Below are 22366 nucleotides of genomic sequence, written 5' to 3' on the forward strand. Positions count from 1 at the left end.
AGGGAGCGACATATATGAAGGGAGAAAATACAGAAGCAGTTTTGCAGCAAGTGTATAAAAAGGCGGCAGCAGATGAAGCGTTTCGCCGCCTTTGTTTAACCGATCCTAATAAAGCCATTAAAGAAGCTTCGGGAATGGATGTCCCCGAAGGCATGATGGTGCGTTTTGTGGAAAACGAAGGGGCTGATGCTACGTTTGTGCTTCCGGATCCACTGTCCACGGGCACGTTGGATGAAGACGAATTGGAAGAGGTGGCCGGAGGGTTTGTTCAACCTCCTGTTAACGGCCAATGGTAAGTATAAAAGGAGCGCTTTCTGGGCTGACGATAGGTTCTGATCGTCAGCTTTGTTATGGATCGAGGCTGTCAGTTGTTGCCCGATTATCAGGACCATCCTAACATAAAATGATTTGACGGTTACTTTTAAAGGGAAGTGGAGGACGATGGAAACCCTCATTTTGTTAAATTTTAAGTGGACTTTAAGTCTACTTTAATTACTTTTTAATTCTTTTTAGTAATGTTATAGGCAATATACAGAAAGTTTACAGACAGTATGTTGGAGGCAGAAGAGGTGAGGGATATATGAAAAAGAAAAAACACAAACAAGGGAACGAGTCGAAAGAAAAAGATTTTTCTGATGATAACTCAGGTGAATTAGAGGAGATGGAATTAGAAGAGATAGCGGGAGGGATAGAAGGTCCTGGTGGAGATCTAACGTTATGTAAGCATTGTATGACACGAGTAGCGGTACAAGGTATGGAATTTTGCGGCGCCTGCTACCGGGGGCGTTCATAAGATTGGTTTCCGTTTGATAAATATAACAACCCGCTCCATTTCTATGAAACAAAGGGGAACCCTGTATTAAGGGGAAAACTCCTTGTTCACTAGCAAAGGCACCAGTTTCCATACGGTTGAAAGTATTTAATTTTTCATATATATACCACTGTTTTGAGAGGTGACGGCGTGAAAAAATCGGCAGATCCTGAGAGAGATCGCCGGGCTCCGTATCGTTGCGACCTTTTATCGTTTTCCTCGAATCATCGGAGGCCGGAGGAGCGCCTTACCAGTCAAACCATTTCGTGTACCTGCCGAATGTCGTCCTTTACCTCACCGGCCTTGCAAATAGATACCAACAAATAACCTTATATTAAAAGGGTTGGCTTAAAAGCCCCGAAAATTTCAACTGTTTTACTTCATTTTAACCTCTCCTTGTTATCGTTCAGTTAGGGAAATAAAATAGAGAGAATTGCTGGCGGATCGCCGTGTGCGGTGAAAGCCGCCTGCATGGTGAAGGCCTGTTCGAAAGCTAATAAAGTAGTATAAGACAGGAATAGCGATTTTAATGAATTTTCATTGTCGGAAAGCGTATTCGGCATGGTTATCGGAGATTCTATTACCATTCACAATGATGAAGGAGAGAACGGGGTGATAGAGTATAATCCTTTCGATCAGGTAGAAGGAACTGTTAATCCATTATCGGAGACGGAAAGAGGCAGTCAAAGAGGCAGTTACGTTATTTATCATGCAGATGAACCAGATGGCTCACCGGATCATGCTTACCACCTTTTTCAACCAGGTAAAGATTTTGAGATCAACGAAGAAGAACAAAAGGTAAGCTTCACCAATCTTTTTATTGAGCAGGAAGGTTCATCGGAAAGCTCCACTGCTCCTTCTTACGAAATGATTGAAGAGGAAAGCACCATTCTTGTTAATAAGATTGAAGGCTCCGGTACTACCAATACTTTTCACTTCGAAAAAGAACCAGTGGTCGGCGATAAAGCAACTATTCTATTAAAAGATGGAGAGGTCAATATAGAATACTTTTTAGTAAAAACTGAAGAGGGCTGGAAAATGAAGATGAGGAGTAACGAGATGCTGTCGATAACCGGATAAACAGTCGGTACGGAGATACTAGACAATGAGGCATATTCGGCAGATAACCACGGTCATGCGCCGTGGTTATTTTTTTATTCCACGCTACTGTCCACCATTGGAATTGGCTCCCCCCACCTTCCCCTTACATCGTTCATGACTGGAATCATCCTATACAAAGATGGTGCCTGTCACCACCCGTTATATTGAATGAATGTTATTCCTTTAAGTGTGTGCCTAGGCTTCTTTCATTTTTCCATAAGTCAAATTCGTAAATGGAACACCTTATCTTTTTGGGTGAAGATGTTATGCATCCTGAACAAAAAGGAATTTTTATCAGGAAAGGAAATTCGCACTGGCATATTTTATTGTTTTTTTATCTCATTTTAACCTCTGTTTGTTATGGTTCGGTCAGGGAAATAAAAAAGAGAAAATCGCTGACGGATCGCCGTGTGCGGTGAAAGCCGCCTGCATGGTGAAGGCCCGGAATGAAAGCTGCGGGAGCAGTATAAGACGGGAATAGCGACAATGAAATGCGGATCAATAGGTTCTCTATTGAAAAGGACAAGGACGTAATGGTATTGGGGGGACCGGTTTTCGTGGAAGATGTGGAAGATTATAACAAAGTGAACGTAACAAAATATGACGATAACGGAGGCGAATCTTCACAGCTCACTTGGACGAAGAATCAAACCATAACGGAGGAAGGCGTGTATAACCTCGAAGGTGTAAGTGATGGGAGTCCGTTGGAGGAAACTTCCTTACATTTAGAGGAAAATTATCAAATAACCGAGGACGAAACGGCTTCCACTATTACTGTAAGTGTGGAAGATGAGTATATTTATGCTAAAGATTTTCAGCTCACCTCCCAGAGTGGTCCCTTTCGGATCGAATCGATAGAAGAAAATCAGAATGAGGACATGGTGTTAATCTATGATGGAGATCCTCAAGCCGGAGACTTGGTCCACCTGGAAATTAACGTGAACGGCGCGGCTATCGAAATGATGGTCTTCAAGCAGCAGGACGGCTCCTGGCGCCTGAGGATTCAAGAAGCATCTGCGCTCAACTAGTCTTGGCCTGCCATTTATGGAAAAGGGATACTGATATCGCGTAGTGATCACCATCGGAAACCCTGCTGAGAATACTTCTCGGCAGGGCTTTTTGAGTTAGGTGCCTGAGAGAATAATCGCCGCCCAGCTTTTGGGAAATCTATTACAATCGAAGATTTTGTCTGGATTGGGGCACGTTCTGTAATTCTCCCTGGGTTACAATCGGGAAAAGAAGCATAGTCGCTGCTGGTGCTGTTGTTACTAGAGATGTGCCCTCGGACACAATTGTAGGCGACGTTCCTGCTAAAGCTATTAAAAATATTCATAATACTCTTAATGAAGTAAAAACGAATTAACTTAATGCGTTTTTACATTTCGTGGCTTATGTACGTTAGCGCCTGATAATGCCTTATTTTTATACGATTTTTATCATTTAACCTCATTTTAACCTCCGCCTGTTAAGGTACAGTCAGGGAAATAAATAGAGATAAGCGATCGCTGATGGATCGCCGTGTGCGGTGAAAGCCGCCTGCATGGTGAATGCTCGTTATAAGTCGGAAAGATAGAGAAAGATGAAAGCGAGAATAGCGAAGACATTGTTGCACTTGATGTTGATATTGAACCGGAATTGGCTGAAGGGAAAACCAGTGAAGTGACAGTAACGGCAAAGGATTTACAGGGTAATTTAGTTTCGGGGCTGGAAATAAAGTATGATATTTCTGTCACGGATGAAGCTTCAATTGATGAAAAATATCAAATCGATGATAAGTTCATTGACGGTGATGCTACCAATAACTTGATAAGTACTACCGAAGGAGATGGGACGCTCACATTTGATATTGTGGTTCCCGACAATGTGGATAGTGGCGATGGTTTTGAATTGACTTTTCATGGGAATGAATTACAAAATACTACCATTGCAGAAACAACCATAGCGTATTCAAAATTTTAAAATGGAGAGACAAGGAAATTCCTTGTCTCTTTCTGTTGGAGGATGATGATGAAATTAGTAGGGCAAGAGATCACACCTCATACGATATCTCCATTTGTCTCTGTTCTTCCTGATTCTATCCGCCGCCTGATTGGCGAGGAACGTATCCATGCTTACGGTTTATTCGCCCATCACGAACCGGTTTGTGTCGTGGCGGCCGAGCATAAAGACAGAAACCTGGTTTTGTTTTATGTCCATGTGGAATCTACCTCTTATTCTGATGAAATAGTGTTGCAATCGATGCTCCAAGTGGTAGAGAAATTTTCGCGAAAGAGAGGGGCAGCGAATCTGATTAGTTTTCACCCGGATGAAGGCCTCATGGAGCGCACGACTTCCAGAATGGAATGGACGACTAGGAAAAGCCAGACGCAGTTTATGATCAAGACGAAAAACATAGACCGCCTAATAGAGTCAAAAGTGGATGATCTTTTTATCCAGCCTTGCCGTGATTTAACATCTCGCAATTTTTGGACACTGGTGGAAAAGGTATCTTCCTTGTCGGCACAATGGCAGCAGCCCTGTCCGCCCCTTTCCTCGCTGTGCCAACAGACAAGTTATCTGTTACTGAAGAAGAACAAAGTTATCGGCTGGCTGTTATCCGTGGAAAATCAGGATCCTCATACAGCAAGTATTGCCCGTTATGTTGTATTACCGAGCTACCGGCATTTATCGATTTCCCACTGGTTCTTTTCATATGTTCTTGCTGATATGCAGCACAGGGGACTTATGTTTTTGACATTAAACGTGGAACACAAAAATAAAAAACTGGAAACCATTGTGGACAGAGGATTTTTGGGAGAAGTAACACAAAAAGTCATGATGAACCGCGCAGTGAAGAAATTGTAAAGGTGCCTGTCACCGTCCAACATTTGTTCGTTTATGTCGAAATTTCGTATAGAAACTTCCAAACGTATTAACTCTCAATTAGCAGTTACACCCTCGCAGACGGAGGGTGCCTTTTTTCATTTTACACTGCTTCTAAAAAATTATGCGTGTTTATATGATACTTTTACTATTAGTGGAAATTCCATATCAGGATACGGTTATAATGCGGAACCAGTAATCTACACTGGCGGTGATTTGGTTGATAAAGATGGAAATTCTTTAACCACCGAATGATCTAATAAGTATATCATGTACTGTCACTTTTACTGTAAAAGTGAAGAAGGCAGTTTTTTTATTATGGATATAATTTCTTTTGGAAAAGGAAACAAATTTATTTTTTTTACCTCATTTTAACGTCTGTCCTTTATCATCGATGTATAAATAGGGAAATAAAAAAAGAGAATTGCTGATGGATCGCTGTGTGCGGTGAAAGCCGCCTGCATGGTGAAGGCCCGATCGAAAGCCTGTTCTTAAAGAAGGTATAAGATGGGAATGGCGAAACGGTGGAAACGATATCCGAGACGCAGGAGTTTGTCCTCAATCATTTAACCCCGGGAGATGATGCGGATAATATCGATCAGCTCGACGCCGATGATTTTGATTCCATGGAGTCAGGGGCAGGGTATTTGAAAGCCTATAGGGAATCCGACATTGAAATTTTTGTTACATTTACAGATGGCGTGATCGATGGGTTAAATTTGACAAGAGATTATGAAGTGTCTGACGAGTCCACACGAGAAACAGTCAGGCAGAATCTTGGGGACGCTCTTCAATCAGATTTTGGTTACACCGTAACAGCAAATGGGGATTCTTACATCATTGAAGATGACCAAGCCACCGGTAATGTACTTCGGATAAGCAGTAGTGCAATTAGTGGTAATTATGAATATGGAATCTTCATCGAGCTGACATCTAAATAATGTCACAGCCTCATCTTTATAGATGGGGCTCTTTTTTTTAAATCTAGCAAAAATTTATAATAATAAACACAAAGTAGTTCTCCTTTTATTTCTCCTAAAATGCAACCTGGGAAAAAAGAGAAAAATCACTGCCGGGACATTCTGTGATGCGGCAGAATGAGTAACAGTGATGGTTTCTTGCTGAGCGTGAGAAAATCCGTGATCATGTAATGGATACAATGAACATGATATGAAAAATGGGCATCCGTTCCGAGATACTTTATTTACATAACTGATTTTGTTATTAGTAGGGCATATAAAGAAAATCTCCGCAGACGAGAGGGTTTATGATAAAATACAACTTGTACAACAGAAGGCTTCTATGGGCGGTCGGCTATTCTCCCGGATGGGAGGTGATGCCTATGGATATGTATCAGACATTATCGTTAATGGTGATGTTTGGCACATTAATCGTGTTGATCATGTCGCAAAAGAAATAGACCGCCCCTCGGCTAAGGTGTGCGGTCTATTTTAAATGGACTTACCCAAAGCCCTCCGCTCTTAAAGCGGCTGTTGTGCAGGACCGTAGGTGTTCCAGCACCTGCGGTTCCTTTTAGTTCTATGCTGCTTCCCAAAAAGTATACATGTTTACATCAATTATACCACAGGAAGCACAAACGTAAACGTGTATCAAAGGATGCTTATCCAGATAATCATTCAGGCCTTGGAGATCCCGAAAAAGTTATTATCCGCCCAACGAGTCTTTTCTCGTGGGGCCGGGTTTCGTTTTCTTATCTTTAACTTCTTTTTGGACAATATACGTGGCTATAGATGAACAGGCAGCCCCGAAAGCAATCGGTTTGGCTTACTCCTATATTGGCCAGAACAATCACTTCAAGGTAGAGAAAGATTTCGAAACACTAACTTATTATTATGAGATGAGGCAGGAGGAAAGATGAGGCAGGAGGAAAAATGAAATCCTTTGACGATCTCCGAAAGGAATGGAAACAAGAAGGTCCCGTTGGCCTCTTAGGCCGCCGATACAGGACGGTACACGGAACAAATGGAAGAAACGATCGCCAAGCTTAATAGTCATGTTTCTTTCTTATCGGATACAGAAATCGAGTAGCCCTTAACAGAATCTGTGTTTCCCCATATCAGCCGGTTTTATTCTACCGGTATTATGGTGAGATGGATATGCAGCACGAATAATCTTGTTATGGACCGCGATGTTACAGGCACCCGTTTTCCATCTCAGATACCACCATACAGCTTTGATGCTGCCCGGCGCTTTTCAAGAATCCTTTCAAGCGGTACATGATTAAATCGTTCTGAAAAACCAACAACAGTAAATGTTGCAATAATGTTATGGTTGAAATCCAAAATCGGTACTGCCAGCGAAGCGGTTGACGGAGCCAGCGCTTCCTCGGCAAACGAATAGGTTTGTTGTTTCACAGTTTCGAGTTCCTCTTCCAGCTGCTCTTTCTCTTCCGTGGTGAAATCTTTGTACTGTTCCACTTTCCATCGACCTATTTCTCCATCTGAAAAAGCAGCATACGCTTTTCCGGAAGCCGAAAAAACAGGTAGTACACTGCCCATCTGCGCTCCAATGTTCAAAACATGAGCACCGTTAATAATTTTTACGATCATCGGTCCTTTCATCGTCCAGCGGGTTAGCAATACTGTTTCCCCGTAATATTCCTGGAGCTCTTCCAGCAGCGGAGTCATCTGCTCAATCATGTTATCCGTATTTACAGCTTTCATACCGAATTCGATCAATGCAGGGCCGAAATAAAATTTATTTGTATGCTCGTTTTTATAAAGCAGGCCAGCTTCCTGAAGGGTGTTTACATACTTATAGAGATTACTTTTTGTGATACCCGAAGCTTCCAAGATTTCGGAGAATTTCATCGGACGGTTGTAATCACTGAGTATCTGCAGAATCGAGGTACCGACCTGAAGAGATTGAATCATATTCGTTTTTTTTGAAGTTTGTTCCACCATGCCCTATCCCTTCCTTCTCTTCTTTTTCTTCTATTATAATAGCTGCAGCGTAAAAGTGCGATAAACAGAAAACCCATGACGCAAAATGTCATGGGATGGCTGTATTATTTCGGTTCGAATTCATTCGTAATCTCCTGGACCGCACCTTTTTCTTCTCTTTGTAGGTTGAAGGTCTCCATAATGGGGAGATCATGAACCGAAAAAAGATGAGCATTGGTATCTCCTATATTTACGTGTTCATGCCACATCCAACTTGGAATAGCCAGAAAATCACCGGTTTCCCAGGAAAATTTCTGCCCCTCAATAACTGTATAACCGGACCCTCCATGAACATAGAGAATCGACGTGTTAGTATGACGGTGGGCCTGCCCGTGAAATCCTTTCGGCAGTCGCTGCACCCAGGCCGCAATATTGGCATTGGCCGTTTTCCCGTTAGATGGGTTGATAAATTCAACGGTATACCCGTCAGCCGGGTCTTCTTCAAATCGGCTTAAACCGTCAAGGGCCCGTTCTGTATGTTCCCACTTGTATGTTCCTACCGGAGCTTTGGACGGTGTACGATCCGCTTTCGGTCGAACGAGGCCGCCTTCATACCTTTGCGCCGAATAGTTATCTGGCCTAGAAGGGGTTTCCAGACCGTCAGGATGACCCTCGAAGAAGGAACCACCAGTAGCGAAGATAAACGGAATGTCAAGTACATCCATCCAGATCATCGGTTCTTTTCCTTCATGGCCATGGCCATGCCACAGCCATTGCGGCGTAACTACAAAATCGCCTTCCTCCATGTACATCTTTTCGCCCTGCACCGTTGAAAATGCACCGGTCCCGGAAATAACAAAGCGAAGGGCACTTTGTGTGTGGCGGTGGGATGGTGCTGTTTCACCAGGCTGAATCAACTGAACCGCAGCGTACATATTCTGGGTAGTGGAGCCCCACCCCCACGGTTCCCGATCTTTGAGTCCCGGGTTCTGAAAATAGATCGCCCGCCGTTCGCCGCCGCGATCTGGTGTGAAAATTTCTGCCGCTTCCATCAAATGATCCTTGACGGTTTTCCATTTCCACAAATACGGTTCCGTTATTCGTTTTGGTTCTGGAGACACAAGTTCCGGAATCGCGTTCCAGAGAGGCCCCAGATCATCCTTCTGGATCTTATTATTGAATGCTTTTACTTCCTCGCTTTCAAAAAAAGGATTAGCTCCTGCCATGATATCCCGCCTTTATGCATGATTTTGTTCATATTGGCGCAGGACCCGCTGCACTTGATTCTGATGAGTGTCCAGATGTTCGATTAAAAAGTGGGTCACTAGAAATTCCATAGGTTTCTCGCCAAACTTTGGATTGCGGTGTGAAACCACCTTCTGCAGATCTTCATTCTTCAGCGATTGGAGACGTTCTGCTGTGATATGCTGTGTCTGTCGTATACCTTCTACGATCTCCGGTAGAGAACGAGTGTTAGCCTTATCTACCGCAGCCAAGCGTCCGAAATGATCCAGCCCCCGACCCCACTCTTTCTGACCGTATTTTACCATCCCGATTAGTTCATCGGTAAAAAACAAAGGAAATTCTTCGACGTGGGCTAGTACTTCCTGGACGGACCACTCGTTTTCACTAGGCCGCCAGCTCGCGGTCTTCTCCTCCACGTCTTTTCCGATGTTTATAAAATACTGGAGTTTCCCCGCAATGTCTTTATTGTATTCTTCTATCGAGGCCAAGACTATCACTGTCCTTTTCCTGCGTTTTGTACCGTATTCTTAAGTAATCCTATGCCATCAACCCTGATCTCCACGGTATCGCCTTCCTGCAGAAACGTCTGTGGATCTCCGGCGGCACCTACGCCTCCTGGTGTACCGGATAAAATGATATCCCCGGGTTCGAGCGTCAATAATTCAGAATAAAAAGCAATCAGTTTGGCCGCATCGAAGACAAGATTCTCTGTGTTGGAATGCTGCCGTTCTTCCCCATTGACCGTCAAGGAAATCTCAAGATTGTCAGGATCTTTCAGTTCATCCGGTGTTACGATCCATGGACCGAGGGGTGCGGTTCCGTCCACCGATTTGCCCTGCAGCCACTGCAAGGTTCTCTTCTGCAGATCCCGGTACGTTATATCATTGGCAATCGTGTACCCACCTGCGTACTGCAGAGCTTCTGCTTCTCTTACATTTTTCGCTTGTTTTCCAATAACAATCGCAAATTCCGCCTCATAGTCCAATTTCTCTGAAAATGAATATTTCGGAATATTATCTTCCGGTCCGATAATAGTGTTGGCAAACTTAGCAAATGTTACAGGATATTCCGGCATATCCCGCCCCATTTCTAAAATGTGATCCTGGTAATTCAGGCCTACACAGAGTATTTTCTGTGGATTACTCAGCGGAGCCTGAAGTGATACTTCAGATCTTTCATAGATTAATTGTTCTCCTCCGGAATGAGGATTTTTTTTGGCAAAGGAAACTGCTTCCCGAAGGCATTCATGTGAATCTTCCCCACCTTCCAGAATCCCTTTGACGTCATTTGGCGCCAAGGCCTGCGCCCGTTCCAATGCTCTGACGGTTCCTTTTTCCAACAGGTGCTGCCTATAGCTCTTGTGAACATCAATCACTACGGACTCTTCGATCACCCCTGCTTTGGTTTCTCCATGTGCCTTAAACGTTACTAGTTTCATCCTGACCCTCCCGGCTTTCTTTCACAAAATAATTGTATAACCAGTCTGTATACGTTGTGTCTTCAGCTTTTCGATTCTTAAAGATGTAATCTCTTAAGTTTCGTGTGGTGACGTCCTCCGCATGTATAATCACGCCCCATGATCTTGCAATCTCTTGTACTTTGGCGGTACGCGGCTGCCGCTCCTTCTGAACAGCGTCAAACACTTCTTCCATCGTCGTGTTTTCGGGGTCGGCAAGCATATCCGCAAAATAGTGGGCATCTTCCAGGGCCTGGCAGGCACCCTGCGCGATATATTGCAACATCGGGTGAGCAGCATCTCCGAGAAGCATCAATCGCCCGTTCTGCCAATTAGTAATTGGAAGACGGTCAAACATTGGCCAGCGTCTTTCTTTATTAATAAACTCAATACCCCTTTTTACTTTTGCACAGCAATATCCGAACCGTTCCTCGAGTTCATCCGCTGTTCCCCAGTTGTCAGAATGCGGGGTGTAGTGGTCACTCTTGAAGACAGCTACCTGATTGTACAATTCCTTCCGTCTTATTGGATACTGTACTAAATGAACATTCGGACCGATCCACATGATGACGTCTTCCAGATTGGCCTCATTTTCAACTTCAGCTACTGGAATCGTTCCCCGGTACGCCACATATTCCGCGCACACCGCTTCATCGTCTTCAACATATTGTCTCGTGGTAGACCAAAGCCCGTCGGCCCCAATAACGTAATTCGACAGGATGGTATGATCATTCTGGTCTACTACCTTCACATGTTCTTTTGAAATGTCAATCTCCTGCACTTGTGCGTTCGTCGTTAATTCAATGTTGTTATTTGCCCGACATGCGTCCAGTAACACTTTGTGCAGATCAGATCGGTGCATAACTATATAAGGATAGTTGTACTGTTGGACAAACGATTCTCCCAGATCCAGTACGGATAACTCCTCTCCGGTCACCGCATCCCGCACCACCAGTCGATTTGGATAAACGGCGTACTTATCAATTTCATCGAGCAGTTTAAAACGATCAAGCACTGCCATAGCATTAGGTGCCAGTTGAATCCCGGCACCTATTTCTCCAAATTCCGAGGCCTGCTCCAATACCTGAACTGTTCTTTCTGATTCCGCCGCACCAAGAGCAGTTGCCAGGCCGCCTATTCCTCCTCCAACAATGACAAGTTCTTTTTCCTGTTGCATTATAAGTTAACCTCCTTTATATATATAGGGAACTTTTTATACATAATATATTATAACGCTTTCAATAAATAGTCAATATATGGTGAACATTTTATTAAATAGTGATTTATGTGGAGTATTAATTATGTCATTGTTTTTGCCCTTTAGATAAAATATATTTATTAGAAAAAGTCTGTAAAATAGTATTTGTTGTTTTTCTATGCAAAACCTTTTTAACTTAAAAATAACTTGACCCACTGAAGTTTATTCATTAAGATTACACACAATAAAGTTCATTAATAGAATTTAATGTTCATTAGATGAACAAAAAGAGGTGGTTGTTTCTATGAATATAGATGTTTTAGTAGTAGGTGGAGGAGTTAGTGGGTTAAGATCTGCTATTAAAGCTAGCGAAGAACAATCTAATGTAACACTTATCACAAAAGGAAAGATTGGTGTCGGTAGTGAAACCGCTTACCTTGATCACCTAATTGAGCTCACTGTGCTAGCAGTGAGTGAAACTAAAAATGATCATCAATTATTCATTTCGGATCTGTTGAACTTTGGGCAAGAAATAAATAATAAAGAGCTGGTTAATACGTTTGTTGAAAGCTCCAGAGAAGAATATCAATATCTTCAATCACTTGGAGTGCCAATGGAAAACGATTCACAAACGTATCCAAGTCACCGAGCTCCACGCCTAAAAAAAGGTATAGGTCATTTTGGAGAAAATTTATTAAACATATTGAAAAATGAAGCAATTAAAAATGGCGTTAATATTATTGAAAACGCCATCTTATATGATGTTGAATCCACAGATAGTCATAAATTAGGACATGTATTGCTTCGGAGCAAAGGAACTTCAACTGAATTAAATATAGGTTTCACCAGTCTTATCTTAGCTACCGGGGGGACTGGTCAGTTATTTTCTGTAAGCACTAATCCTAGCGGCTCAACTGGGGATGGTGTTGGATTTGCACTTAGTATGGGAGCAAAAATTACAAATCTTGAATTCTTGCATTTCTTACCACTGCTCGTTCATCCAATTAATGGGTTTTATATAGTTAGTTCTATATTTACAAAGGGCTACTTGTTTAATTCAGAAGGAGAAAAATTTGAACCTGATTTTTCAAATCATTCTAAGGATTTAAAACCAGCTGAATTACAAGGAAAACTCATATCTCAAGCTTGTCAGTGGATACAAGAACAGATATTAGCGGGAAAAGTCACTGAAAATAAAGGAGTATATTGGAACGGAAAACATTTAGAAGAAGAAATTTATAAAAAAATGCCAAAAAGCTATGAAAAATTAAAAAGCAGAGGACTGGATTTATTAAAAGAAAATGCGGAAATGACTATCGGCTGTCATCAAATGTTGGGGGGAGTACAGATTGATAATGAAGGAAGAACGACTATACCATGGTTATTTGCTGCTGGAGAAGTAGCTGGTGGTTTTCAAGGAGCGGAACGATTAATGGGAACTGGAGTTATGGACGGTCTTGTTTTTGGTTCCAGAGCAGGAAAAGCAGCAGCAAAATATCAAAAAAACAATTCTGCAAAATGGAAAGAAGAGACTGAAAAGCCAAATGACATAATCTCTTTCGACTCTAATGTACTACCCGAAATTAAACAACGTGCACGCTGTATGATGGATCAAATATTAATTACGAAAGATGAAAAACGACTACTTCAAGCTTTGGAGAAGATAAATGATTTATATAAATATGTGAATTCTATTGATATTTACTCCATACCTCTCGAGCATAGAGTACCCGTAAGCGAGTCTAAGAATTTGTGCTTACTTGCCGCAGCCTTTATCCAGGTTTCTTTAAACAGGAAAGAAACAAGAGGAAGCTTTATTCGAAATGATTATCCCTTTAAAAAACAAGAAGGAAAACCTTCTTATGTAAGTCTGAAACAGGATATTTCTAATTTAGACTTCCAGGTAGAAATATAATTCAGTGATGTATTAGAGATAGAGTACGTTTCTATCTCTATGCAAATATTAAATAGTTTGTTGAAGGGGAGAATAAGCATGTTAAGAAAACACATTTTTACATTGTTATTGTTAGTAATTGTAATAGGTGCTTGCCAAAGTGAAAGCGGTTCATCTGGTGAAGATAATTCAAATGATAGCTCTGCACAAGAAAGTCAATCAGTAGAATTTAATATAGGCACTGCAGGTTCAGGTGGAGCTTTATATCCGATGGGAACAGCTATGGCAAAAGTAATAACAGATAACTCGGATAATTTATCAGCGTCTGCTATTTCGACTGGTGGATCTGTAGACAATATTAGACAATTAGTAGATGGTGAACAAGGAATTGGTATTGGCAGTACTGATTTAGCGGATTATGCTTATAATGGAGAAGATCTATACGAAGGAAATCAGGTGGAAGATCTTCGAACACTTTTTGCAAGCATTAATCAGTGGGCTTTGGCAATTACAAGAGCCGATAGTGGTATAAATTCTATTGATGAATTAGAAGGAGGTAGAATCGGTGTAGGTGCACCCGGAAGTGGGGGAGAAAATACAGCTAATAAAATATTAGGAACCTACGGAATCACATATGATGATATCACTGAAGAATTTTTAAGTGACGGTGAAATGGCTGAAGGATTACAAGACGGAACTTTGGATGCAATGATTATTACCAACCCATTAAAATCTTCTACTTTGTTGGATTTAAGTAATGCAGAAGAAATAAAATTACTTCCTGTAGATAATGAAGAATTTTATGAAGAAAACCCTTATTTCACAAAGGCAAACGTCCCTGCAGAAACTTATCCTGGTCAAGATGAAGCAGTACCTACACCAATAAATCGTATTATTTACATGACTATGAATGACGGGCAATTAAACAATAATCAGATCAAAGAAATGCTGGAAATTCTCTGGGATAATCAAGAACCTTGGATTGAATCACATGCTGCAGTGGAAGCAGATACTAGTTTTGATACAGCGCTTGATGGTATGACAGTACCACTTCATTCCGGCGCAGTAGAATATTATGAAGAGCAAGGTGTAGAGATTCCTAATGAATTAATTCCTCCTGAGGCAGAATAAATTAATAACACCGTTATATTTGGGGGGCGGTACAGTTGTCTCGAATAGTTACACGTATTACATTCTTAATAGCAATTGCCCTATCTATATTCCATTTGTACACGGGCGTTATGGGGAGCTTCACTGCCATGATGCAACGTGGCATCCATTTGTTCTTAATATTACTGCTTGTCTTTCTTCTGTATTCATTTAAAAGTAAAAGTACCAGAATGAGTTGGTTCAATATTTTTCTTTTGATTTCTACTATAATATTAGCTATTATGACTTTGCCTGGTCTTACTCCTGACGCCCAAATGTCCAGAGGGACTATGGGACCGACTTCCTTTGAAGAGGGGCAGGCATGGTCTTTGATAATTCTTATTTTAATAGCTACTAAATTGGTACTAGGCTGGGCGATGGTCATCATCGCCTCCTTATTAATTGGTTATTCATTTCTAGGCCCCTATTTACCTAGTATTCTCTATCATACTGGTGTCTCGCCTTCCAGACTTTCTGAACAGCTAGTGTGGACAACAGAGGGGATTTTTGGTACGCCATTAGCTGTAGCCTCAACTTTTGTAGCTTTATTTATATTATTTGGTGTTCTTCTTGAAGAAACTGGAGCTGGGAAATTTTTTATAAATCTTGCCTATGCTGCCGCAGGACGTTTTCGCGGCGGCCCTGCCCAAACCGCTGTTTTATCCAGTGGATTAATGGGGTCAATCTCAGGAAGTTCAGTAAGTAATGTAGCAACGACAGGTACATTCACGATTCCATTAATGAAAAAAATGGGTTATCCAAATTATATTGCTGGAGGAATAGAAGCAGTATCTTCAACCGGAGGGCAGATAATGCCTCCAGTAATGGGAGCTGTTGCTTTTGTTATGGCTGATATGACCGGGCTTAGCTATGCCGAAATTATACTTGCTGCTTTAATTCCAGCTATGTTATTTTATGTGGCGCTTTCCACTGGTGTTTATTTTGAGGCTCGTAAAGCAGGGCTAGAAAAGAAAAATAAATCTGAATTGCCTAACGCTATTGAATTACTAAAAAATGGGTTTTACTTATTTGTCCCATTAATTGTGTTGATCATATGTATTCTCGGATTAGAATGGAGTCCATCACGTTCAGCACTTTTTACAATTGCCTCCACATTTATTATATTAATCACACAAAGTATAGTTAAAGAGGGAAAATTTCCAATCCATCGCATTTTTCACTCATTACAAAGAGGTGCTCAAATGCTGATTCCTGTAAGTACTGCATGTGCAACAGCAGGAATAATGATAGGGATTTTTGGAGCAACAGGCCTGGGTATACGCTTCTCGCAAAGCCTTATTGATTTGGCAAGTGGTATGCTGATACCAGCACTTTTATTAATGATGTTGGCCTGTCTCATACTTGGTATGGGTCTTCCAACGACAGCAGCTTATATTATTACAGCAGTTCTTGGAGCAAAAGCTTTAGTAGAACTGGGAGTACCTCTAATTGCAGCTCATTTGTTTATTTTGTATTTTGCGATTCTTTCCTTTATTACTCCACCTGTAGCTCTATCAGCGTTTACTGCTTCAGGAATAGCTGCGAGTAAAGCGATGAAAACCAGTATAAGTGCTTGGCGGCTTGGCCTATCTGGATATATCATTCCTTTTATGTTTGTATATAACTCACATTTACTTGGCGAAGGAAATTTCGGAGAAATACTCACTGCTGCCATACCAGCTATATTTGGAGTTGGACTGCTATCCATTGCTACAACTGGGTGGCTGGTAGTTAAAACTAACTTTATTGAAAGGTTGCTAATTTTTACAGCAGCTGTCTTACTTGTGATACCTGATTATATTACAGCAACGATTTCTTTAGTCTTCTTTTTACCGGTATTATTTTTTCAGTTAAAAAAAGCAAAACAACAAGAGATTCTCCATTCAGTAAATATAGATTATAAAAATGGATGATCTTTTGATCGATGTTACTTTCTACAAGAAAGTTTTATACTCTTAAAGGAAGTAAATATAATTATAAAATTAAAGGGAGTCCTATGAAAGAATTAAATGTAAAAGCAAATCGAAGTATTGAAAGAGCATTCCATGTTCTTAATTGTTATTCATTAGAAGATTCAGAACTCTCTATCAATGAATTTAATGAAAAAACAGGTCTATCCAGAGCTACACTTTACCGTATATTAAAAACTATGCTTGAAATGGATTATCTTAGATACAATGAAAGTACTGGGAAATACCGATTATCGACAAAATTTTATGAACTAGGTTCCATTGCTTCAACTGAAGTCGCTATTCAAAGAGAAGTAGCAGATCATTTAGTCGACTTATTTAAGAAAACGGGCCATACGATTTTACTTGCCACTTTAAAAGAAGATAAACTAATTTATTTGGATAAAAGAGAAAACGATGAAGGCCTTAAAATAAGTTCGAAAATAGGTAAAATCAGAGAACCAGATTATGGTATCCTTGGTCGCACATTGATAAGCGCTTTACCTGAAAAAGAGCAGCAACTTATCTTAAAGAGCTTAGAAACTAAACGTTCGTACGAGGAAATGGAAGACTTAAAAAAGAAAATTAATATAGTTAATGAAACCGGTTATTTATACATGGCTAATGAAACTCTTTACGGGGTTTCAGGGATTGCTGTTCCGGTAAATACAACATTCACTTTAAGCATTGGTATTCTGTTCCCTTCATTTCAAATCACTGAACAAGAAATTCTGGAACTAATTGAAAAAACGAGGAAAACCGCTAAAGAAATATCAAATATTCTTTCATAAAAACAAACAGTGCCAAAAGTTCATGATAAATAACCTTTTGACATTGTATTAATAATAAAACGGGTTGGAATAAAAATATTAATCGCCAACCCTTCGGTCCATGTTGATGTCCTATATGATGAAGACAAACAAGTATTTACTTCCATCGATATAGATGGAAATGATTTAAGGGAAAAATATACTCGACAGATAACGAGCGGATCGATACGTTTGAATTACAGAAACAAGAAGATGATGCCCCTGCCGTTCCTGATAGAGATTTTAAAGACTCGGAAACAGGCAGACTGTCTTACAATAAGCCCCTGCCCTCAACTGCCTTTGATTTATTTACCTGGATCTCAAAAACCTTCCCTTTTACGTGATAAAATATATAATAAAGCCAATGGAGGTGGATGGCAGCGTATAGACGGAGCTTTACGCACCGTACAGCCAAATGAATGGACTCATGTCGCTGTAGTTAAAGATGGTGATCAGGTATCTTTTTACGTTGATGGTGTTTCTCATAACGGAGGAACAGTCGACAACGATCATATAAATTCTGATCCTTCGAGAGGAATGTTCCAAATTGGAAGTGGCTATCAAGGCAGTATAGATAATCTGTCTTTGTGGAAGAAAGCGTCCTTGTTGTTCAGAGGTGGGTCAAAAGCATGAAGGTGAGGATGTGTTTGCTATGAAAAAGTAGGAAACATTTTTAAAAAAACCGTGATGTCAGATAACTGCGATTATCGTTATCAGCATATAAAGATATGGGATTCAGCTGAACCGGTAGTGGCAGCGTAATGCTCAACCCGAGCAAAGCGGATATGGTGAAATCGGATCATACAGTCATCAGCCTGCCGGTGCTCGAAATCATCAGCTACAAAGTCCGCTCGGAAGATGATCTGGATGCTTTGGTATGCTAAAAATAATATATTATTAAATATATGATATAGTGATTACGTTTACGTATCACGGATAAAGGAGTGAAGAATATGGCTCAAGGGGATTTACAACGAGAAAATACATCCGGTACCAATAGAGGTACAGCCGGAAACCAATGACGTCCGCGGCCTTCCGGACGCATGGCGCGTTCCGATGCTTCGTAAACTCCTTCAGAAAGTGGTGAAATGCGGCGCATTTGATGGTAAAAAAATTGCATAGGTGATACAAATTAAATGTCGTACTCAAGCCAGCCTATAAAAAAACTGTTCACAAAGGTCACAAGTGCGACGCTTGGAACAACTTTTTATGGTTAGGCACTGCCAACACCGAATATGAAGAGCCAAAAAAGAATTTTAAACCTATTGTAACAATACCTAATACTAAAGATGCTTTTGCCATCCCTTGTTTGACTGGTTGATTTAACATAATAGCCATAACACCGAGAACATATGGAAGAAACGATACCTGCATTAGAAGTAGAAAAATATGAAGATTTTCGAGAAGAACAGCACTGGCCGGAAGATGTGATGTGGCCGGTTCAATTCCAGTTTTTAAATAGATGTCATGACACTCTAACCGGAGTACAGTTTCTGACGATCCTTTTCACCTTGATGCGTTGAACGGGGCTTACTTGATGCTTACTTAATAATGAAGCGGGGCTGTTTCGATGAGAAATTATATAATCATTATTATATTGATAGGCACCTTAGTTTACTCATGGACTGCCTTTAGTGATCAGAAAGTGGAAGCGGAAGAGGAAAGAGAATTAGTTGTGGCATATGATCCAGAGCTGCCGCCTTTTCATTATCAGGAAGACGGAGAGGCAGCCGGGTTCGCTGTGGAAATCCTGGAGGAGATAGAAGCAAGAACCCCACTTCAGGTTACATACCTTCCTATGAGAGAACGTAATGCAGTTTCAGCCTTGAAATCAGGGGAGGTGGATATCTTGATTGGTCTCAGCTATTCGGAACAGCGGGCGGAAACGATGGAATTCAGCAAACCCTATTATTCCAGTTCCGCTGGTTTATTTGTCCCAGATGAATCCACCGGGATAGAAAGTGTAGCTGATCTTTCCAATCATACAGTGTCCGTTAAAATAGACAGCGTAGAACGTGTTTTTCTGCAGAACATCCGAAGTATTCAATTCAATGAAACAAGTAGCTTGGTTCAAGCGTTAGAACTAATGATAAGGGGGCGCGCTGATGCCTTGGCAGGAGAAGTGACTTCAACGCAGGAACTATTGGAACAATACGGTGAAGCGGACCGTTTCACATTGGTGGATAATTATCTTGTGCCAATTGAGTTTTCGTTTGCAACCTCTTCAGAAGATTATCAAACGCTTCGTCAATTAAATAATGGGATGCAGGATATTCACAATGATGGAACATACCAGGAAATCTTTCAGAAATGGTTTCCGGAAGAGGATGAGTCGCAGCAGAATATATGGTTCGCTGTTCAGATTATAGGTGCGGCAATCATCGTTACGGCAGTTGTAACCTTCATTGTTGTGCGAATCAATCGAAGGTTGCAGCAGGAAATAGATCGACAAACGAAACGTCTCAATGAAACCAACTTTTCGTTACAGAAGCAGATTGAGGCAACCAAAAACAGCAATGAATTCCAGAAACAAGTTCTTCAGTCCAGTCCGCGCGGAATGATTACCATTGGAAGGGGTGGTGCGATAACTTCATTTAACCCTAAAGCAGCATTTATGCTGAATACGGAAGAATCTATAGTTGGTCATATATATAAAAAAGAAGAGTTTTTGTATTATTTTTTGAAAGATAAATGGGAACGGGTGCTTCACAATGGGGAACAGTTTCTAGGTGAAGAAAGCACCTGGACTCGTTTTGATGGCATCCGCCTTCGTCTCCGAGCCTACATCTATCCGTTATATAGCTTTGAACAAGACATCGTGGGAGTAATGTTCACATTTGAGGATATCAGTGAAGAAATCCAGGTGCGGAACCAAGCCTTTGAAAATGAAAAGAATCAAGCGTTGAGCCGTGTGGTCGCAGGTATTGCGCACGAGATCCGCAATCCGTTGACTTCTATCAAAACATTCACTGATCTGATACCGGTTAAGTTTCACAGTGAATCTTTTCGGGCAAATATATCAACTCTCGTTCCGCAGGAAATGGAGCGGATTAACCAGCTAATAGAAGGCTTAATGGATTACAGTAAGTCGCGGCCTGTGCAGCAGGAAATTCTTGATACATCCGCACTGCTTGAAAGTTGTCAGTTGTTATTTGAACGGACAGCAGCTAATAAAAGTGTTTCGATTAAAGTCCAGTTAGAAAAGGAACTCTGGATTTTGGCAGATCGCCAACAGTTGAAGCAGGCAGTGATCAATTTGATCATTAATGGAGTGGATGCATTGGCGGATCAACCATCAGAAATGGAAAAGCAAGTAGTATTGAGAAATGACAGGCAGAATGGGAATATATGCATGGGGATTCAGGATAACGGCCCGGGCATGAGTGAAGAAGTGCAGCGGCAGGTATTTGAGCCTTTTTATACGACGAAAACTGGTGGAACCGGACTTGGGCTTGCCATAGCAAAACAGCATGTAGAGGAAAATCAGGGAACTTTTGAAGTGTGGAGTAAGCCTGAGAAAGGAACCAGTATCAAATTGATTTTCCCGGAATACCAGCCAAAGACAGAATTGGAGTGATAGTGGATGAAGGGTTCTGTTTTAATTATCGATGATGAGCCTTCCATTTGTAAGTCTCTTGAGTTCGCTCTTGAAGATAATTATCAAGTCAAGAGCGCAACTAACGTTGTAGACGGATTCCACATTTTAGAAGAACATGACATTGATCTTTGTCTTCTGGATTTAAAAATCGGCCGAGAAAACGGAATTGATGCGTTAAAACGTATAAAAGCATTTGATGCAAATATTGTTATTATCATGATAACGGCATACGGGAGTATTCCTTCTTCTGTGGAAGCCCTTCAGGAAGGAGCCTATTCTTATTTAACCAAACCGTTAAACATCGATGAACTTCAGTCTGTACTGGAACGTTCCTTTCAATATGTGAAGCTTCATCGCCAGGTTGATTACTTATCGAATGAATTGGAAAAAAAATATAGTCAGGAAGGGTTTCTGGCAAGAAGTGAAGCGATGCATCACGTGTTTAAAATGATAGATAAGGTAAAACAGGTCAATACAAATGTATTAATTACAGGGGAAAGCGGTACAGGTAAAGAACTCGTAGCACGTTCGCTTCATTTTTCCGGGGCCAGGCAGCGTGAACATTTTGAAGTGGTAAACTGTGCTGCGATCCCGGAACAGTTACTTGAAAGTGAACTGTTTGGCCATGAGAAGGGGGCTTTCACGGGAGCGGACCACTCAAAAGAAGGGAAGTTTGAAGAGGCGGAAGGAGGCACAATATTTCTTGATGAAATAGGGGATATGTCCCTGCAGGTTCAGGTTAAACTACTGCGAGTACTGCAGACGAAAGAAATCGTTCGATTAGGGTCTAACCGCACTATTCGTCTCAATGTCCGTGTGATCGCAGCAACAAATAAAGATCTAAAAAAAGAGGTGGAAGGGGGACGATTCCGGGAAGATTTGTACTTCCGACTGAATGTGATAGAACTGCACCTCCCTCCATTACGAGAACGAAAAGATGATATACCATTACTTGCAAGCTATTTCATTCAGGTACTGAATAAGGAGTTAAATACTTCCATTCAGGGGGTGACAAAGAAGGCCAAGCAACTTTTAGAAATGTATTCTTTTCCAGGAAATATTAGAGAATTACGTAATATTATTGAATCTTCCATGGTTATTGCGGAAGGAGCATACATTGATTCAGACGATCTTCCCCGTGCCCTTGCGGCGGTAGATGGAGAAAAAACGGAAGTCAATGTTTCCGGGAATGCAGGAGAAAGCTTGAAGAAAGTGGAAAAAGAGCACATTAAACGAACACTGGCGGAATTTAACGGCCATCGGAAAAAAACGGCAGAAGCGCTGGGTATAAGTGAACGCGGATTGCGGGATAAAATAAAATTGTATCGTTTAGCAGAATAGATGCGGCAACTTTTTCCCTACCGGCAAAAGTTGCCGCTTATTTGCATTTC

At 41.2% G+C, this 22366-nt stretch carries 21 protein-coding genes; 16 read left to right on the forward strand and 5 right to left on the reverse strand.

The genetic code is table 11. The features are described 5' to 3' along the window. The first annotated feature begins 14 nt into the window (after positions 1-14). From ACW9JV_RS01650 to ACW9JV_RS01685, 8 genes are all read left to right on the forward strand, one after another. A complete protein-coding gene (locus ACW9JV_RS01650; RefSeq protein WP_457330708.1) occupies positions 15-296 on the forward strand; it encodes an NHLP leader peptide family RiPP precursor in 282 nt (93 codons plus the stop codon). A gap of 284 nt (positions 297-580) precedes the next feature. Continuing rightward, positions 581-793 (forward strand): hypothetical protein, encoded by a 213-nt coding sequence (locus ACW9JV_RS01655; RefSeq protein WP_457330710.1) that lies wholly within the window; start codon positions 581-583, stop codon positions 791-793. A gap of 630 nt (positions 794-1423) precedes the next feature. Further along, complete coding sequence (locus ACW9JV_RS01660) at positions 1424-1891, forward strand: hypothetical protein (RefSeq protein ID WP_457330712.1); 468 nt, start codon at positions 1424-1426, stop codon at positions 1889-1891. A 578-nt stretch (positions 1892-2469) separates the two neighbouring features. Beyond that, positions 2470-2940 (forward strand): hypothetical protein, encoded by a 471-nt coding sequence (locus ACW9JV_RS01665; RefSeq protein WP_457330714.1) that lies wholly within the window; start codon positions 2470-2472, stop codon positions 2938-2940. A 631-nt stretch (positions 2941-3571) separates the two neighbouring features. Beyond that, positions 3572-3871: a hypothetical protein gene (locus ACW9JV_RS01670; RefSeq protein ID WP_457330716.1), complete on the forward strand. Its 300-nt coding sequence runs from the start codon at positions 3572-3574 to the stop codon at positions 3869-3871. 48 nt (positions 3872-3919) lie between these two features. Beyond that, positions 3920-4756, forward strand: coding sequence for a GNAT family N-acetyltransferase (locus ACW9JV_RS01675; protein WP_457330718.1), 837 nt, complete (start codon positions 3920-3922; stop codon positions 4754-4756). 542 nt (positions 4757-5298) lie between these two features. Continuing rightward, on the forward strand, positions 5299-5715 hold the full coding sequence (locus ACW9JV_RS01680; RefSeq protein ID WP_457330720.1) for a hypothetical protein: 417 nt from the start codon (positions 5299-5301) through the stop codon (positions 5713-5715). Positions 5716-6041: 326 nt separating this feature from the next. Further along, positions 6042-6194, forward strand: a complete 153-nt coding sequence (locus ACW9JV_RS01685; protein WP_457330722.1) for a putative holin-like toxin — start codon at positions 6042-6044, stop codon at positions 6192-6194. A 754-nt stretch (positions 6195-6948) separates the two neighbouring features. On the opposite strand, the gene ACW9JV_RS01690 is transcribed toward ACW9JV_RS01685, so the two are convergent. The 5 genes from ACW9JV_RS01690 to ACW9JV_RS01710 all read right to left on the reverse strand — a co-directional run bounded on the left by ACW9JV_RS01690 (position 6949) and on the right by ACW9JV_RS01710 (position 11555). Then, on the reverse strand, positions 6949-7698 hold the full coding sequence (locus tag ACW9JV_RS01690; protein ID WP_457330724.1) for an IclR family transcriptional regulator: 750 nt from the start codon (positions 7696-7698) through the stop codon (positions 6949-6951). A gap of 104 nt (positions 7699-7802) precedes the next feature. Further along, positions 7803-8903 (reverse strand): cupin domain-containing protein, encoded by a 1101-nt coding sequence (locus ACW9JV_RS01695; protein WP_457330726.1) that lies wholly within the window; start codon positions 8901-8903, stop codon positions 7803-7805. A gap of 12 nt (positions 8904-8915) precedes the next feature. Further along, positions 8916-9419, reverse strand: a complete 504-nt coding sequence (locus tag ACW9JV_RS01700) for a DinB family protein (RefSeq protein WP_457330728.1) — start codon at positions 9417-9419, stop codon at positions 8916-8918. Next, on the reverse strand, positions 9416-10360 hold the full coding sequence (locus ACW9JV_RS01705; RefSeq protein WP_457330730.1) for a fumarylacetoacetate hydrolase family protein: 945 nt from the start codon (positions 10358-10360) through the stop codon (positions 9416-9418). The genes ACW9JV_RS01700 and ACW9JV_RS01705 overlap by 4 nt, the downstream gene beginning before the upstream one ends. Beyond that, positions 10341-11555, reverse strand: coding sequence for an FAD-dependent monooxygenase (locus ACW9JV_RS01710; protein ID WP_457330732.1), 1215 nt, complete (start codon positions 11553-11555; stop codon positions 10341-10343). The genes ACW9JV_RS01705 and ACW9JV_RS01710 overlap by 20 nt, the downstream gene beginning before the upstream one ends. Before the next feature lie 325 nt (positions 11556-11880). Between ACW9JV_RS01710 and ACW9JV_RS01715 the strand changes: the two genes are divergently transcribed. From ACW9JV_RS01715 to ACW9JV_RS01750, 8 genes are all read left to right on the forward strand, one after another. Continuing rightward, positions 11881-13491, forward strand: coding sequence for an FAD-binding protein (locus ACW9JV_RS01715; protein WP_457330734.1), 1611 nt, complete (start codon positions 11881-11883; stop codon positions 13489-13491). Between the two features lie 78 nt (positions 13492-13569). Next, positions 13570-14601, forward strand: coding sequence for a TAXI family TRAP transporter solute-binding subunit (locus ACW9JV_RS01720; RefSeq protein WP_457330736.1), 1032 nt, complete (start codon positions 13570-13572; stop codon positions 14599-14601). A gap of 35 nt (positions 14602-14636) precedes the next feature. Continuing rightward, positions 14637-16532 carry a TRAP transporter permease gene (locus ACW9JV_RS01725; protein WP_457330738.1) on the forward strand — a complete coding sequence of 632 codons (1896 nt, stop codon included), beginning with the start codon at positions 14637-14639 and terminating at the stop codon, positions 16530-16532. Between the two features lie 83 nt (positions 16533-16615). Continuing rightward, positions 16616-17359, forward strand: a complete 744-nt coding sequence (locus ACW9JV_RS01730; protein WP_457330740.1) for an IclR family transcriptional regulator — start codon at positions 16616-16618, stop codon at positions 17357-17359. A 210-nt stretch (positions 17360-17569) separates the two neighbouring features. Beyond that, positions 17570-18010 carry a LamG domain-containing protein gene (locus tag ACW9JV_RS01735; RefSeq protein ID WP_457330742.1) on the forward strand — a complete coding sequence of 147 codons (441 nt, stop codon included), beginning with the start codon at positions 17570-17572 and terminating at the stop codon, positions 18008-18010. Between the two features lie 128 nt (positions 18011-18138). Beyond that, positions 18139-18261, forward strand: coding sequence for a hypothetical protein (locus ACW9JV_RS01740; protein WP_457330744.1), 123 nt, complete (start codon positions 18139-18141; stop codon positions 18259-18261). A 686-nt stretch (positions 18262-18947) separates the two neighbouring features. Next, positions 18948-20954, forward strand: a complete 2007-nt coding sequence (locus ACW9JV_RS01745) for a transporter substrate-binding domain-containing protein (RefSeq protein ID WP_457330746.1) — start codon at positions 18948-18950, stop codon at positions 20952-20954. Between the two features lie 6 nt (positions 20955-20960). Further along, on the forward strand, positions 20961-22316 hold the full coding sequence (locus ACW9JV_RS01750; protein ID WP_457330748.1) for a sigma-54-dependent transcriptional regulator: 1356 nt from the start codon (positions 20961-20963) through the stop codon (positions 22314-22316). Positions 22317-22366 lie beyond the last annotated feature (50 nt).

This window comes from Salibacterium sp. K-3, from assembly GCF_054052005.1.